Origin of the sequence: Streptomyces sp. RKND-216 (assembly GCF_004795255.1) — a bacterium.
Classification (GTDB): Bacteria; Actinomycetota; Actinomycetes; order Streptomycetales; family Streptomycetaceae; genus Streptomyces; species Streptomyces hazeniae.
Genome location: NZ_SSBQ01000002.1, coordinates 2,357,244 through 2,372,655, shown reverse-complemented (window position 1 = coordinate 2,372,655; position 15,412 = coordinate 2,357,244). Strand labels below are relative to the sequence as shown.

At 68.7% G+C, this 15,412-nt stretch carries 12 protein-coding genes; 3 read left to right on the top strand and 9 right to left on the bottom strand.

Annotated elements, in window-relative coordinates; all coding sequences use genetic code 11:
• Positions 1 to 221: 221 nt before the first annotated feature.
• The 3 genes from E4198_RS10460 (at position 222) to E4198_RS10450 (ending at position 10,501) form a co-directional block, all read left to right on the top strand.
• Positions 222 to 3,302 (top strand): LamG domain-containing protein, encoded by a 3,081-nt coding sequence (locus tag E4198_RS10460; protein WP_247597624.1) that lies wholly within the window; start codon positions 222 to 224, stop codon positions 3,300 to 3,302.
• A gap of 72 nt (positions 3,303 to 3,374) precedes the next feature.
• Complete coding sequence (locus E4198_RS10455) at positions 3,375 to 10,241, top strand: polymorphic toxin-type HINT domain-containing protein (protein ID WP_136182911.1); 6,867 nt, start codon at positions 3,375 to 3,377, stop codon at positions 10,239 to 10,241.
• Complete coding sequence (locus E4198_RS10450; protein WP_136182910.1) at positions 10,241 to 10,501, top strand: hypothetical protein; 261 nt, start codon at positions 10,241 to 10,243, stop codon at positions 10,499 to 10,501. Before E4198_RS10455 ends, E4198_RS10450 begins: the two co-directional genes overlap by 1 nt.
• A gap of 136 nt (positions 10,502 to 10,637) precedes the next feature.
• On the opposite strand, the gene E4198_RS10445 is transcribed toward E4198_RS10450, so the two are convergent.
• The 9 genes from E4198_RS10445 to E4198_RS10410 all read right to left on the bottom strand — a co-directional run bounded on the left by E4198_RS10445 (position 10,638) and on the right by E4198_RS10410 (position 15,397).
• Positions 10,638 to 11,900, bottom strand: coding sequence for a site-specific integrase (locus E4198_RS10445; protein ID WP_136182909.1), 1,263 nt, complete (start codon positions 11,898 to 11,900; stop codon positions 10,638 to 10,640).
• Entirely contained in the window at positions 11,900 to 12,088 is a 189-nt protein-coding gene (locus E4198_RS10440; RefSeq protein WP_136182908.1) for a helix-turn-helix domain-containing protein, read from the bottom strand. Before E4198_RS10440 ends, E4198_RS10445 begins: the two co-directional genes overlap by 1 nt.
• Complete coding sequence (gene repSA, locus E4198_RS10435) at positions 12,085 to 13,479, bottom strand: replication initiator protein RepSA (protein ID WP_136182907.1); 1,395 nt, start codon at positions 13,477 to 13,479, stop codon at positions 12,085 to 12,087. Before repSA ends, E4198_RS10440 begins: the two co-directional genes overlap by 4 nt.
• Complete coding sequence (locus E4198_RS10430; RefSeq protein ID WP_136182906.1) at positions 13,476 to 13,661, bottom strand: hypothetical protein; 186 nt, start codon at positions 13,659 to 13,661, stop codon at positions 13,476 to 13,478. Before E4198_RS10430 ends, repSA begins: the two co-directional genes overlap by 4 nt.
• An 88-nt stretch (positions 13,662 to 13,749) precedes the next feature.
• The gene (locus E4198_RS10425) at positions 13,750 to 14,082 is read right to left on the bottom strand and encodes a SpdD-like protein (RefSeq protein WP_136182905.1); all 333 of its coding nucleotides are present in this window, start codon (positions 14,080 to 14,082) and stop codon (positions 13,750 to 13,752) included.
• A gap of 15 nt (positions 14,083 to 14,097) precedes the next feature.
• Positions 14,098 to 14,292 carry a hypothetical protein gene (locus tag E4198_RS10420; RefSeq protein ID WP_136182904.1) on the bottom strand — a complete coding sequence of 65 codons (195 nt, stop codon included), beginning with the start codon at positions 14,290 to 14,292 and terminating at the stop codon, positions 14,098 to 14,100.
• A gap of 17 nt (positions 14,293 to 14,309) precedes the next feature.
• Positions 14,310 to 14,504 (bottom strand): mobile element transfer protein, encoded by a 195-nt coding sequence (locus E4198_RS10415; protein WP_136182903.1) that lies wholly within the window; start codon positions 14,502 to 14,504, stop codon positions 14,310 to 14,312.
• A 2-nt stretch (positions 14,505 to 14,506) separates the two neighbouring features.
• Positions 14,507 to 14,647, bottom strand: a complete 141-nt coding sequence (locus E4198_RS24850; protein ID WP_168711411.1) for a hypothetical protein — start codon at positions 14,645 to 14,647, stop codon at positions 14,507 to 14,509.
• 18 nt (positions 14,648 to 14,665) lie between these two features.
• Positions 14,666 to 15,397 (bottom strand): DUF2637 domain-containing protein, encoded by a 732-nt coding sequence (locus tag E4198_RS10410; RefSeq protein WP_136182902.1) that lies wholly within the window; start codon positions 15,395 to 15,397, stop codon positions 14,666 to 14,668.
• Positions 15,398 to 15,412: the final 15 nt, after the last annotated feature.

Below are 15,412 nucleotides of genomic sequence, written 5' to 3'. Positions count from 1 at the left end.
GAACGGCCGCCTCACGCCGGAGGCGACGCTCGCCGACATGTCCTTCTCCGGCGGCGGGGACCAGACCTTCGCCACTCTTGCGAAGAACGGCAAGGTGCTGTCCTACGAGTGGCCGGCCGAGCTTCCCGCCCCCGTCGTGGAGGGGGGCGACGGCGACCTACCCGGCGGTATTCGACGGCGTCGATCTCGTCGTCACGGCGGAGAGCGACGGTTTCTCGCACGTGCTGGTCGTCAAGTCGGCGGAAGCGGCGTCCAACCCGCAGCTGGCTTCCATAGACCTCGGGGTGACGACCGAAGGGCTCGACCTCGGCATCGACGCGAGCGGAGGTCTGGCCGCCACGGACGCGTCTGTCGGCGGAAAGGTGTTCGAAGCCCCGCAGCCGGTCATGTGGGACTCGTCCGGTGCCGCACAACCCGCAGCGCGCAAGTCGGCGGCCGCAGCCGCCGTCAACGGGCCGGGAGAGGGGTCCAACGTCGGCGACGTCGATCTGGATCTCGCCGACGGAAAGCTGACCCTGACGCCGGACGCCGACCTGCTCAAGGGCCCGGACACCACCTATCCCGTGGTGATCGACCCGGTCAACAAGACGTACACGCGGACAGGCTGGACCTGGGTCTCCTCCCATCACTCCGGGCTGGAGGGCTGGAAGTTCTCGAACGACGAGTCCGAGGGGCTGCCCGGCAAAGGGCTGGGGCGTTGTCCGGCCGACGTGTCCGCCCGGTGCGCGAGCAGTAACGACGTGCAGCGCCAGTTTTACGCCCTCCCGACGGGCGCGCTCGAGGGCAAGAACATCGTCAAGGCGGAGTTCACGATCACCCTCGTGCACACCTACAACTCCACCGCTCGGGGCGTGCAGTTGCACCGCGTGAACAGCTCGGGCGGCAGCGCGATCAGTTCGCGCACCAACTGGTCGAACCAGCCCTCCAGCAAAGACTACCTCACGACGAAGGAACCGACGAACACGACCGGTTCCTGCACGTCGAAGAACCAGAACGTCCGCTTCGGCGTGACGGGAACGATCCGCACGGCGGCCTCCAAGGGGTGGGACCGCACCACGTTCGGGCTACGGGCGTCCTCCGAGGGCTCGTACGCCTCCTGGAAGCGCTTCTGCAACAACGCCGCACTGGAGGTGGAGTACAACCGGCCGCCCTACCAGCCCAAGATGTCGGAGCTGACCATGTCGCCGGGCGGCGAATGCACCTACGGCGAGGCCGAGGAGCACTACGCCGACGAGGTGCCGACCCTGAGCGCGGTCGTGTGGGACCCCGACCACGGGGACGCGGGCGGCAGCACGGAGCAACTGCGCGCACAGTTCGAAGTCTTCTGGACGAACACGGACGGCACCGAGGAGAGCCACACGGTCACCACCGACTACAAGCAGTCGAACTCCTCCTCCGACCGCCCCCACAGCGGCTACGAGCGCTTCCGCTGGACCGTCGGAGACGACATACCGGGCGACGGCACTGGCAGCTTCACCATCCCCGAGAACGTGGTCATCGGCTGGTGGGTGCGAGGCGGGGACAAGAACGCGTGGGGACCGTGGAGTCATGCCGGCAGCGCCACCCGCTGCCAGTTCCTCTACGACGCAACGGCCCCCGAGGCGCCGGCGGTCACTTCGACCGAGTACCCCGACGACGACACCTGGCATCGCGGGGTGGGCGACTACGGCACCTTCTCGTTCCACACGCCGGGCACAGACATCGCCTCGTACCGCTACCAGTTCACGGGTGAGTCCTGGAAGACGGCGACACCGCCGGAGCCCGGCCGCCCGGCCACCGTCCGCTGGATGCCGCGGACGGACGCCGCCTACCACCTGATCGTGCAGGCGGTGGACACCGCCGGTAACACCCGCCAGACGCCGAACGCCCACACCTTCCTCGTCGATGCGGGGCGCCCCCCGGTGGGTTCGTGGGCCCTCGCCGACGCTGAAGGCTCCACCCAGGCTGCGGGGGAGGACGGTGCCGAGCCGGCGGAAGCCGGGACCGGAGTGACGTTCGGCGTGGACGGCCCGCACGGCAGCGTGCGTACGGCTGCCCGACTGGACGGAACCGCTGAGGGATACCTGGACACCGGCCAGCACCTGGTCGACACGGACCAGACCTTCAGCGTCGGCGCCTGGGTCAAGCTGCCCGAAGTGCCCACGTCCTCCATGGCGCTGGTCAGCCAGGACGGGTCTGCCTACTCGGGCTTCACCCTCGGCTTCGACGGCGACTCCGGCCGCTGGTCCTTCCTGGCACCCGACCTCGAGATCGGCACCATGATCTCCTGGGAGGTTCTCGGGCCTCGCCCGGTGGCCGGCGAGTGGACGCACCTGGTCGGCGTCTACGACCGGGACGACGGCGCAGACCCGGGCAGCATGCGGATGTACGTCAACGGTCATCTCGTCGAGGGCGACATCCAGGAGCGGGCCACCACCTGGAACGCCACCGGCGATCTGCAGATCGGCCGGGCGCTCGAACCCCGCGGGTACACCGACCACCTCAAGGGCACCGTCGCGGACGTCGCCGTCTTCGACCGGGTCCTGACCGAGGCCGAGACGGCCGGCCTCGGCGGCCTGCCCCCGGGGCAGCTGGCCTACTGGAACATGGACCAGGCGGCGGACACGGTGATCCCCGAACTCGGCGGCGGCACCGGCCTCGACCTGCACGGTGACGCGTCGGTGTACCTTCCTGATGAAACCTGCGACCCGGGAACCGACCCCACTTGCCAACCGGTGGCCCAGCCGCTCTGGGGCGATGGCCACCTGGACCTGTCCGGGGCGGACGGTTACGTCAGCCGGGGACCTGGGCTCCTGGCGAGCAAGGCCAGTTTCACGATCACGGCACGAGCGCGTCTGACCTCTCCCGATGCGACAGAGGACCAGACGGTGCTGGCACTCCCCGGCAGCAGCCGGGCAGCCGCCCTGGTCCGCTACGACGCGGACCGTGCGATCTGGGAACTCGAAGTCACGGAAAGCGACACGGCTGGGGCACCGAGCGCCTCGGTACCGGCGACCGGATCCGAGCCCAGCGCAGTGGAAGCGGGCGATCACCTCGCACTCGTTCACGACGCCCTCTTCGCGCGCGTACAGCTGTACGTCAACGGTGAGCTCGCCGCTGAAGTCAGCGATTGGCGCTATGACTGGGACTTCTCGGCCGCGGCCCTCCACATCGGACGCGCGGGGGTAGGGCCGACGGGAACCGAGCACTTCTCGGGAGCCCTCGACGAAGTACGGGTCTTCGAAGGGGCGTTCGACCAGCACTTGGCCGCTGCCGTCTCGATGCTGCAGTCCGGGGAGAACCTCGGCACCGAGGTGACGTAGGCGCTACCCGCCGACTGCGTCGGAGAAGTCTCACCCTTCAGGCTCACCCCCACGAACATGATGGAGAGAATCGTGGCCAGACCTGCCTGGCTCAGGTCCCGCACCATCCGGAACACCCACCGCTTCCGCCGACACACGATCGTCGGGCTCGGGCTCGCCCTGTCGGTCGGCCTGCTGCCCGGTTTCGTGCCGCAGGCTGCCGCATCGGGACCGCCGAAGCCCGAGATCCAGGACCTCGACGATCCGGTCCCCGGCAAGCCGGCGCGAAACCAGCCTCATCCGGCCAATCCGGTCCTGAAGGCCAAGGTCAAGGCGCCGCCGCGCGTCGTCTGGCCTGAGGCGGGTACCGAGACCCTGCGCCCGGTCAGCAAGTCGGACAAGGGGAAGGGCGGCCCGCTGAGGCTCGCCGGCCCCAGCCAGGCTTCGCGCTCAGGGGCGGCCTCTCCCGCCGCGGTGGATGTCACGGTGCTCAGCCGCAAGAAGACGCTGAAGGCCGGAGTGGACGGCGTCCTGCTGGACGTCCGCCGCAGTGACGGCGCGAAACGCGCGGCTCCTGTGGACATCTCGCTCGACTATTCCGGCTTCGCCGAAGCCTATGGCGGTGACTACGGAGCCCGCCTGCGCCTGGTGCAGTACCCGGCCTGCCTGGTGGACAGCCCGCAGAAGCCCGAATGCCGAGAGGCAGAGGAACTCGGCAGCGTCAACGACACCGCCCAGCAGCGGCTGACGGCGCGTGTCGAAGCGGCCGGTGACGGATCCGACGGTGCGGCACCCCTGGTGGCAGCCCTCGCCGGCGAGGGGTCCGACCAGGGGAGCTACGGTGCGACGCCGCTCCAGCCCTCGGCGCAGTGGAGCGTCTCCAACTCCTCCGGAGCCTTCAACTGGTCCTACCCGCTGCGCACCCCACCCGTGCCGGGCGGGCTTTCGCCGGCTATCGGCCTGGGATACGGATCCCAGTCCATCGACGGCCAGACGGCGGTGACGAACAACCAGGGCTCCTGGGTGGGCCTCGGCTTCTCCTACGAACCGGGGTTCATCGAACGCCGCTACAAGGGTTGTGCCAAGGACGGCCACAAGGAGACCAACGGCGACCTGTGCTGGGCGTACGACAACGCCACCGTGCAGATCGCAGGAGGTACCGCGGGTCGCCTCGTCAAGGACGACGACACGGGACAGTGGCGCGTCAGCGCGGACGACAACACCAGAGTCGAGAAGAAGACCGGCGCTCCCAACGGCGACGACAACGGTGAGTACTGGGTCCTGACGTCCGCTGACGGCACGGAGTACTACTTCGGCCTGGACAACCTTCCCGGCTGGTCGAGCGGCGACGAACAGACCGAGTCCACCTGGACCGTTCCCGTGTACGGCGACGACACCGGAGAACCCTGCTACGACGCGACCCTCGCCGACGCACACTGCCGGCAGGCGTGGCGCTGGAACCTGGACTACGTCAAGGACACCCACGGCAACGTGATGTCGTTCTTCTACGACAAGGAGACGAATCACTACACGCAGGGCCTCAGGACGGAGGAGGACGGCAAGCCTTACACCCGCGGCGGATACCTCGCCCGCATCGAGTACGGGCAGCGCCACAACGAGGTCTACGAGCAGCCTGCCGCGGCGCGTGTGGTGCTCGACGTGACCGAGCGCTGCATCGGAGAATCCTCCGAGTGCGAGCCCGGCGATCTCACCGATGCCACGGCGTCCCGGTGGCCGGACGTTCCGTGGGACCGCCACTGCAAGGCGGCCACCAAGTGCGAGGGGCAGAACTCGCCCACCTTCTGGACGCGCAAGAAGCTGTCGAAGATCACGACGCAGATCCGTTCCGGCAGTGACTACTCCGACGTCGAGTCGTGGAAGCTGCGGCACATCTTCACCGACAACGGCGACTCGTCCAAGTCGCTGTGGCTCAAGAACATCGACCACACCGGTCACGTGGGCGGCACGGCCACCATGCCGTCGGTGGAACTCCTCGGGGAGCAACTGCCCAACCGCGTGGATGTGCCGGGGGACGACATCCAGGCCATGCACCGCCACCGGCTGTCCGGAGTGGACAACGACACCGGTGGCCTCCTCGACATCGTCTACGAGGCCGCCGATTGCGCCTCCGATGATCTGCCTGCCCCCGATTCGTCCACCGAGCGCTGCTTCCCCGTGAAGTGGAACCCGCCGGGTGCCGAGGACCCGATCACTGACTGGTTCCACAAGTACGTCGTCCGCAAGACGGTCGAGGACGACCTCTCCGGCGGCGCCCCCAGCATGGTCACCGAGTACGACTACGTCGGTGGCGCGGGCTGGAAGGAGCCCAAGCCCGACGGCATCTCCGACGCGGCGTACCGGACGAAGAGTGACTGGCGGGGTTACGCGAAGGTCCGGGTGACGAAGTCCGACGGCACAGCCGCGCCGGAGAACACCCGGACCGAGCACACCTTCCTCCGCGGCATGGGCGGCGAGGTCACGGACTCCGAGGGGGCGAAGCACCAGGACAGCGACCACCTGTCCGGCCACGAACTCGAGACCGCCACGTACAACGGCGGATTCGCTGCGAACGCCCTCGTCCGCAAATCCATCAACACCGTGTGGACCCACCGCACCGCGCAACGCGCGGAGAGCTGGGGCACGCAGAAGGCGTGGTACACCGCGCCGCAGACGACCACCACCTTCACCCCTCTGGAGGGTGGCGGGCGCCGGGTCACGAAGGCGACCACCCGCTACGACGACAAGACCGGACGCCCGGTACAGACGGACGACTACGGGCAGACCGGCGACGCCTCCGACAACACCTGCACGAAAACGTCGTACGCCGACAACCCGGACGCCCACATCCTCTCGATGGTCTCCCGTGTCGAGAAGCTCGCGGTCTCCTGCGGCGACCCGTACAACCACGAGACGCAGGTCCTTGCGGACACCCTCACCCACTACGACGGCAAGGCCCACGGTGAAGGCCCCACGAAGGGCGACACCACCAAGGTGCGGCGCCTCGCCTTCTACGAGGGGTCCACGCCGACGTATCAGACGGTGACCTCGGCGGCACCGGCGGACTTCGACCGCTTCGGGCGCCCGCTCAAGGTCACGGACGCCGCCGGTGAGTCCACCTCCATCGCCTACACCGACAGCGACGGACTGGCGACGAAGAAGACCGAGACGAATCCGCTCGGCTGGGTGACCTCCACCGAGTACGAGCCCGCGTGGGGGCAGCCCGCCGCACAGGTGGACCCCAACGGGTACCGCACCGAACTCGGCCACGACCCGCTGGGCCGGCTCACCGGCGTGTGGCTGGAGGGGCGCGGCAAGGACACCCACTCGCCCTCGATCAGATACACCTACCTCATCCGCAAGGGCGAGCCCACCGCCGTCAAAACGGAGAAGCTCGGAAAGGACCTCAACACCTACAGCACGGAGTACACGCTGTACGACGGTCTCCTCAGGCCGCGGCAGGTGCAGACCGAGGGTGAGGACGGTGACCGTCTCGTCGCCGACACCTATTACAACGGGCTCGGCGAGATCCGCAGGACGCACGCCACCTATGCTGCGACCGGTGCCCCGCAGGACCAGCTCTTCCTTCCCGAAGTGGACAGTGTCGACAGCGCCACCGTCACCGCGTACGACGGGGCCGGGCGGAAGACGGCCGACATCCTCGAGGTCGAGGGCAGCGAGAAGTGGCGCACGACCTACGCCTACGGCGGCGACAGGACCCATGTCGACCCGCCCGTCGGCACGGCCCCCGTCACCACGATCACGGACGCGCAGGGGCGCACCACGGAGATCCGTCGCTACAAGGGCGAGGAGCCGCAGCCGTCCGGGACGTCCGCCGACTACGAGGCGATGCGCTACGACTACGACGCGGCGGGACGGCTGACCGAGGTCACCGACCAGGCGGCCAACTCGTGGACGTACGGCTACGACCAGCGCGGACGCAAGATCTGGTCCGACGACCCGGACGCCGGACGCACGACCTACGCGTACGACTCCATGGACCGTGCGGTCGCCACGACCGACGCCCGCGGTGTGAAGGTCTCCACGGAGTACGACGAGATCGGACGAACACTCGGCACGTGGGAGGGTGAGCCCGGCACAGGTGAACGGCTCACGCTCAACCTGTACGACGGGCTGAAGAAGAACACGCTGTTCGGCGCCTACCGTTACCAGGACGGCGAGGTCCTCACCAGCACTCTCACCACGAGAGTCGACGACTTCTACCGGCCGGTGGAAAAAAGGTACTCGGTAGGCCCCGCAGCACCCCACGCGCTCCAGGGTGCCTACGAGTTCACGACTCTCTACAACAAAGACGGCACGATCGCAGGGACGACCCTCCCCAAGGCAGCGGGGCTTCCGTCGGAGTCCCTGCTGTACGAGTACGACGAACTGCAGCGTCCCACGGTGCTGCGCACCACCAGCACGGGCTCCTACGTCGGCGCCGCGCGCTACTCGCCCACCAGTCTGCTCCAGAGCCTGGAGCTCACCCGAGGCGGAGACTCCAAGCGCACGACCCTGTCCTACACGTACGAACGGGGCACCGACCGTCTGACGGGCTCGCAGGTCTACGTCTCCGGAACCGACGTTCCGTACGACGCCCACTACTCCTACGACCAGTCCGGCAACGTCCAGTCGATCACCGACACCCCGAACGGCGGTTCCGCGGACGTCCAGTGCTTCACGCACGACTGGCAGAGCCGCCTCACCGAGGCATGGACGAGCTCGAAGCCTTCGGACGGCGCCCTGGGCACGGGTGCCCCTGACGCCGCGTGCTCCGCCGGCCCGTCGTCCTCGGCCATCGGCGGACCGGCACCGTACTGGCAGTCGTTCGCCTACGACGCCTCGGGCAACCGTTCCGAGCAGGTCCGGCACGGAGTGGGTTCGGCGCCGGACGTCACCCGTACCTACACCTACGGGGAAGGCGACGCCGGCCCGCACCAGCTCACCAAGGTGGTCCAGCAGACGCCCGCGCACGGCGGCGACCCCGCGGTGACGTCCCAGGACACCTTCACCTACGACGCCGCAGGCAACACCGAGCAGCGCGTTCTGTCGGGAAACACGCAGACGCTGGAGTGGAACGCGGAGGGCAGGCTCGCCGCCTCCACCGACGCGGCGGGACAGAAGTCGACGTTCGGTTACGACGCGGGCGGCAGCCGCCTGCTGCGCGACGAGCCGGACGCCACGACCCTCTACCTGCCCGGTATGGAGCTGCGCCTGGACAAGAGCACGGGAGAGATCGAGGGCACGCGGTACTACTCATTCGCGGGGCAGACCGTTGCGCTCCGCACCTCCGAAGGTGTCACCTTCCTGGCGGGTGACCGCCACGGCACGGCTCAGGTCGCCGTCGACCCGCAGAGCGGTGAGGTCACGCGCCGCCGGATGGACCCGTTCGGCATGCAGCGGGGCACTCCGGAGAAGGACTGGGTCGACGACAAGGGGTTCCTCGGCAAGCCGATGGACTCCTCCACCGGTCTGACGCACGTGGGGGCACGGGAGTACGAACCGGAGAACGGCCGCTTCGTCTCCGCCGACCCGGTGATCGATTTCACCGACCCGCAGCAGATCAACGGCTACGCCTACGCCAACAACAGCCCGGTCACCTCCAGCGATCCGTCCGGCCTGATGCTGCACGATTCGGTGACCGGTCTGGGCTTCGGCAACCAACAGGTGCTGCACAACTACATCCACAACCACATCGGCGTGGAGCGGTACCGCTGGATGGCGCAGCGGAACACGGTTGCCGCGAACCAGGCCGCAGCGGCGTCGGCGGAGGCGAACGCTGCGAAGCAGCAGGCGATCGCGGCGGCGAAGGAACTGGCCGCGGTCGTCGCGGACGAGCTGGGAATCACGGCGGCGTTGGACTGCTTCACGACCGGCAGTCTGGGGTCGTGCGGTGAGACGGCGGTGAACATCGCGACGAGCTTCGCCGGAGGCGTGGTCGGGAAACTCGCGGCCAAGTACGGCTTGCCGTGGAAGTGGAAGAAGGCTGTCGCGCTCGGGAAGAGAATCGCCGGGCTGGTCGGCAAGCTCGTCTCCGGCTTCAAGACCTACTGGAAGCAGTCCAAGGCTGCGGCGAAATGGTCGAAGATCGCGGCGAAGGTGGCCAAGAAGCAGGGCGACGACGCCATGCCGGCGGCGTGTCCGGTGAGCAACAGCTTCACTCCGGACACCAGAGTGCTGATGGCGGACGGGTCGACGAAACCGATCAGCGAGGTCCGGATCGGGGACGAGGTCCGTGCCACCGACCCGGAGACGGGCGAGACCACGGTGGAGACGGTCACCGCCGAGATCCTCGGCAAGGGGCTGAAGCGCCTGGTCCGTGTCACCGTTGACGTGGACGGCGACAAGGGTGACGAGACCGCCTCGGTCACGGCCACCGACGGCCACCCGTTCTGGGTTCCGGAACTCGACGCCTGGATCGACGCCACCGACCTGAAGGCCGGCCAGTGGCTCCGCACCAGCGTCGGCACCCACGTCCAGATCACCGCCGTCGCCCGCTACACCCAACCCACCACCGTCCACAACCTCACCGTCACCGACACCCACACGTACTATGTGCTGGCGGGGGCCACGCCGGTCCTCGTTCACAACTGCGACGGCGACGTTCATTGGGCTAACGAGAACGCCAATATGAGTTCCACGGCGCGGGCTTATGATGCGGGAGCGGCGGGTTCCAGAGCTGGTGTGGCTCCGGCGCTGCAGTACTACAAGGCTGGCGGGAAGAGCTTGTCGCAAATCAAGTTCGATGGGTTCGATGCGGCCAATGGAGTGATGATCGACCGAAAGGTGAGCGTCACGACTTTCAATAAGACATACCGGCAGGCTATGAATCAATCTCTAGCGCTTGAGCAGAACGGTTACAGCGGTCGGTGGGAAGTTCCCACTGCGGCTGAGGCCGCGCGGGCTCGAAAAGTCCTCGGCGGCCTTCTGATCACCAACATTCGAGTGAGAGTCGCACCCTGATGGATGTCAATAAAGTCCTAGTTCGCGCATTCGTAAGCGTCGTCGTCTCGATCGACTTGACGGACGATGAAGATATTGACCCGGATGTTGCAACGGACATTCTTGAACCTGCTGCCGCCCTGTTTCGTGATCTCTCGGAAGAGGGGCGTAGGGAAGCTACTTCCCTGATTCTGGAGTGCGCTGAACTGGAAGAGAATCCGGAGCGCAGGGCGGCAATTCTGGAGTTTCCGCAAGCTATTGGCCTTCTCGGCGATGACTGATAATTGGGTGGTGAGGCGTAACCTCTTCACGCGGTCGCGCAACCCTCCCGCTCGATTTCGGTAGCAAAAATTGTAGCCCCGTCAGGCGAGTCCTGGCGGGGCTACTGGGCGTTTGACGGCAACGCTGACGGCAACGTCAGCTGACGACGGCTGCGGTGGGAGGGTCGTCGGGGTCGTCGTCGTTCGGGCTGAGGGCCTTGCCGATGGTGTCGATGGCGTCTCGTTGGAGGCGGAGTCGTACGTGGGCGTAGACGCCGGCGGTGACGCCGATGTGGGCGTGGCCGAGGAGTTCCTTGATGACGACGAGGTCGACGCCTTGTTCCAGGAGCAGGGTCGCGGTGGAGTGGCGGAGGTCGTGGAAGCGGATTCGCCGTAGCTCGGCTCGGTCGAGGAAGCTCTGGAAGCGTCGGGTGAGGTTGGCGGGGTCGAGGGGACGACCGGTCGGTGTTGCGAAGACGAGGCCGTTCTCTTCCCAGTGTGGCCCCGCCGTCTCGCGCTCTCGGTGCTGTCGGTCCTTGTGCTCCTTGAGTGAGTGGATGCAGCCGGAGGGGAGCGCGATGCGGCGTTCGGACGCCCGGGTCTTGGTGGGCAGGGGTGTGAGGCCGCCTGTGCGGGTGCGCTGGAGTGACCGCCGGATGGTGGCAGTGCCGCTGTCGAGGTCGAGGTCTTCCCAGCGCAGTCCGAGAAGTTCGCCTTTGCGGAGGCCGGTGCGCAGGGCGAGTTCGTACAGCGCATGCAGCCGGTCGTTGCGGGCTGCGGTGAGGAACTGGCGGGCCTCGGTCGTGGTGAGGGGCCGGAAGCGTGTCGGCCGGGGTGCGGTGGTCTTGACGTTCCGGGCCACGTTGCGGGGCAGTTCGTCTTCGCGGACGGCGTGCTCCAGTGCGGCCTTGAGGACGGAGTGCACGTAGGTCACGGTCAGTGGCGAGAGCGTCTTGCGGCAGCATTGTCCGATGGCGCAGCAGTGCTTCCGTTCAGCGTCCAGCCCGTGACTGCAGCATTGGCATGTGGAGCGGAGCCGGTCGAGGAAGGTACGCACGTCCCGTGCGGTGAGCCGGGCGAGCTTCTTCGTGCCGAGCCCAGGTGCGAGGTGGAGCCGGATGCATGCGGCGTAGCGGGTGTGGGTGGTCTCGCGGAGTCGGTGGATGGCGACGTTGTCGAGCCAGTACGCGAGGTATGTGCCCACGGTGCTGTCGGCGGAGGCGTGGGGAAGCCCGCGGTTGCTGTCGGCGAGCTTCTCCGTGAGCTTGTCGGTCGCCTTCTTGCGGGTGTTGCCGTAGACGCGGACTCGTTTGCGGGTGCCGTCGGCGGTGAGGACGTACCCGGCAGCTTCCCAGCGCCCGTCCTTGCGCTGATAGACGGTGCCCTCACCGTTCGCACGGTTCTTCCTCGGGGTGGGCATCAGGCGGCTTCCTCCCGTTCGTGTGCGATGAAGTCGCGGACGGCTGAGTCCGGGATGCGGCGGGAGCGGCCGATGGTGATGGAGACCAGGCGGCGGGAGCGGATGAGGTCGTAGACGGTGGAGCGGCCGAGCTTGAGCCGTCGCATGACCTCGGGCACGGTCAGTAGTTCCTCAGTTGCGGTGGTCACTGGTGGTCTCCTTCCTGTGCGCGGAGGTCTTGCAGGGCTTCGCGGGCTGTCTCGCGGTGGGTTCGGATGTCGTTGGCGATGCCGGCGGCGAGTACGGATTCGCCGGGGGTGTGGCCGTGTCCGGCGTATTGCCAGTCGGCGAGGACGAGGACGGTGCCCGGCTCCTGGTCCTCGATGCCGAGGGCGGCGGCTTGCTCGGCGGCGCGGTAGTCGGCGCGTGTCTGGCGGAGTGCGCCGAGGGTGGTGGAGTAGCGGCGGGATTTGGTGGAGAAGTGGCCGCGGAAGCCGAGCATGTGCGCCCAGGCCCACAGCCGCCGGTCCGGGTACACGGGGTCGAGGTCTTTGCAGGCCTGGATGAGGCGGCGGGTGTGCTCGGGCACCTGGTGGTGTTCGATTTCGGCGAGTTCGCCGATGCGGCGGTCGAGGGTGCCGGTGGTCTCGGCGGCTTTGGTGGCGTACTTGGCGACGTAGGAGGCGACCGCCTGCTCGGTCAGTTCCGAGCCGTCCCCGAACGCCTTGACGGGCCGTACGTCGAGCTGGGTCCCCCAGCGCAGGTTGCGGGCGGGCTGACCGTTGGCAGACGGGACGGTGACCGAGGTGTAGCCGTGCCGCACGGCGGCGCGGATGGCGTCGGTCAGCAGCGCGACCGTGGCCCAGGACGGCGGCGGGTCTTCCGGGCCGTCGGGTCCGTCGAGGCGGATCACGGCGTGGAAGTGGATCGCGCCGCGCTTCTGGAACTCTGCGACCTTGCCGAAGGACACCCGCGCCGTGTTGGACAGTTCCCGCTGCGTGATCCCGGCGCGGCGGGCGATCTCGCGGCGGAGCCGGGTGGTGAAGCGCTGCCAGAGCTGTCCGGCGTGGTTGTTGAAGAGCACGGCCCCGGCGTAGTCGTACGACTCGCGGTCGAGCGGCGTGCCCAGCTCCTCAGCGTTTGATGCGTGGCGGGTGCCGCAGCGACAGCGGCCGGAGTCGGGCCGGTTGTGCACCGGGCCGAAGCTCGGTGCGGTCAGGGTGGCGAAGACGCGCGGGTGGTCCCGCACAGCGGCGGGGATGTCGCGGCGGTCGTCTCCGGCGAGTCCGGCACGGATCAGGTGCCAGGTGTCTCCGGCGTAGGTGTGGGCGCAGGACGGGCAGCGCGAAGCGCGACGGTTGCCGCAAGCGACGCGGAGACGCCCGCCGGGCTCGTCCTCGGTCGAGTACCGGTGCAGCGTCTCCCCGGTCGTCCGGTCCTTGGTGAGGGTCCAGCCGGTGAGGTGGACGGGGTTGGCGCAGCCGCCTGTGCGGCGGATCTGGTCTTGCCAGCGGTCGAAGCCGGGGGACCCGGCCACCCTCAGCGCGTCGGCGAGGGCGACCGAATCCAGGGCTGCCGCCTCGGTGGCGGTCTTGGTCATGCGCGCACCTCAGCGGCGACGCGGAGCGGGGTGAGGCCGGTGCCGTGGCAGGTCTTGCAGACCACGCGGAGGGTGCGGCGGGTGCCGTCCGGGTGGAGCTGACCGGTGTCGATGGCGACGACGGGGAAGCCGTCGCAGTCGCGGCAGTGCCGCATCCGGCGGGCGGGGATGGTGTGGGCCATGATGGGTGTCCCTTCTGGTTGGTTGGGGGCTGGAGTCCTGCCGGGGCGGCGGATGCTTGGCGGTATCGGTGCCGCCCCGGAGGGCCGGTCAGCGCTGGTGCTGGCCGTGAAGCAGGGAGCGGATGACCAGCGCGGTGACCGCGAGCGAGGCGGCGGTGATGGCGACGGCCAGCAGCATGGAGACCAGGACCGTGCCGACGACGAGGACGGCCGCGGTTCCACCGGCCACGAGTGCGGCGGCCGTGCCCGGGGTGATCCGGGCCGGAGCAGCGGGGGCCGGGTTGGCCGGCGGATTGGTCGGAGCCGGGGAGTCGCAGCCGGTCGGCTCGATGGGGGCGCCGGGTCGGACGGTGGTCGGGGCGACGACGCGGGTGGCGTTGCCGGTCGGGGCCGGGGTGGTGGGGTACTTGGGTCGGAACATGGCAGGTCCCTTCGTTCAGTCGTTGGTGTTGTTGACGATCTGTGTGCCGGTCTCGGCGCCGCCCTCGATGACGGGGGCGATGAATGTGTCGGCCAGGAGGAAGCCGCCGAGAAGGAGGGTCACGACGAGCCAGGTCGGCGGGCGGAAGAGCTTGATGCCGAAGTAGCCGAAGACGGCCAGGAGGGCGACGAGCGGGATCTCTACGGACATGGGTCGGTCTCCCCTTCTCAGCGGATGCGGCAGCGGTGGGTGCGGGCGGCGAGCTGTGCGGCGGAGCGTGTGCCGTAGTCGGCGGACCAGCCGCAGCGCTCGGCGCCGCAGACGGCGGCGTGGCGGGTCTGTCCGGTGCGGCGGTCGCGGTGGGTGCCGATCTGCACCGGGCCGATGCGCTCGACGGAGTGGAAGAAGTCACGGGCAGGCACGATCAGTTCTCCTTATCGGTGTCGCGGGCTTCGCGTTCGTCGGCTTCCGCGCGCAGTTCGCGGGCGAGGAAGTGGTGCCCGGTGGCGTCCATCTCGTCGGCGGCGTCGCGGAACTCAGCGGAGGTCGGCTCTCGTCCGGCCATGGCGTTTCCTCCTCTTGGTCAGGTGAGTTGGGCGGCGATGGCGTCGGCCATCGGCGCGGGGACGCCCAGGCGGGCGCGAAGGGTGTCGGTGTCCATGGGCGAGCCGGTACGAGCGCGGTGGGCGTCGGCGAGCTTCCGGGCGTGGTCGACCAGCGCGGAGGGGACCGACGCCGCTGCCGGAGCCTGTCGGGGCTTCTCGACCGGCTGGACGGGAGCGGGTTCGGGCTCGGGCTCGGGTCGGGTGGCCGGGGGTGCCGGCGCTTCGGTCGGCTCCAGCGCGGCCGGGGCCGGGTCGGTTGCGGGTACGGGCTCGGTCGATTCGACGCGGTCGACGTAGAGCGCCTGGTCCTCGGTCTCGTCGGCTGTGTGCTCGGCCGTGTTGTTCGGGGAGTGGACGAGGAGGGTTCCGCCGAGGAAGGCCAGTGCGGGCCATCCGGCGACGAGGATGCGCAGCCAGTCGGGCACGTCGCCCAGGTCGAGCAGTCCGGCGGTGGCCACGTTGGCGCCGAGGGATGCGGCCAGGGCGATGAGGAACCAGGTCCACGCGGCCGCGGCCGGGGAGCCGTCGGCTTGCAGGGCCCGCAGTCGGCGCCAGGCGGCGACGAGCAGAAGGTCCACGGAGATGGGGTACGCCCAGGCTTTCCAGCCGTCTTGTCCGGCGGCTTCGGCGATGTCGTGGAGGTGAGCGAAGGACAGGGCACCGGCAATCACGGCTTGCACGAGCACGGCGTCCACGCGAAGCGAGCGCATCGGGGTCCTCCTTCC

Coding starts and splice junctions, on each gene's coding strand:
- E4198_RS10450 (WP_136182910.1), top strand. CDS start 10,241: ATGGATGTCAATAAAGTCCTAGTTCGCGCATTCGTAAGCGTCGTCGTC.
- E4198_RS10445 (WP_136182909.1), bottom strand. CDS start 11,900: ATGCCCACCCCGAGGAAGAACCGTGCGAACGGTGAGGGCACCGTCTAT.
- repSA (WP_136182907.1), bottom strand. CDS start 13,479: ATGACCAAGACCGCCACCGAGGCGGCAGCCCTGGATTCGGTCGCCCTC.
- E4198_RS10430 (WP_136182906.1), bottom strand. CDS start 13,661: ATGGCCCACACCATCCCCGCCCGCCGGATGCGGCACTGCCGCGACTGC.
- E4198_RS10425 (WP_136182905.1), bottom strand. CDS start 14,082: ATGTTCCGACCCAAGTACCCCACCACCCCGGCCCCGACCGGCAACGCC.
- E4198_RS10420 (WP_136182904.1), bottom strand. CDS start 14,292: ATGTCCGTAGAGATCCCGCTCGTCGCCCTCCTGGCCGTCTTCGGCTAC.
- E4198_RS24850 (WP_168711411.1), bottom strand. CDS start 14,647: ATGGCCGGACGAGAGCCGACCTCCGCTGAGTTCCGCGACGCCGCCGAC.
- E4198_RS10410 (WP_136182902.1), bottom strand. CDS start 15,397: ATGCGCTCGCTTCGCGTGGACGCCGTGCTCGTGCAAGCCGTGATTGCC.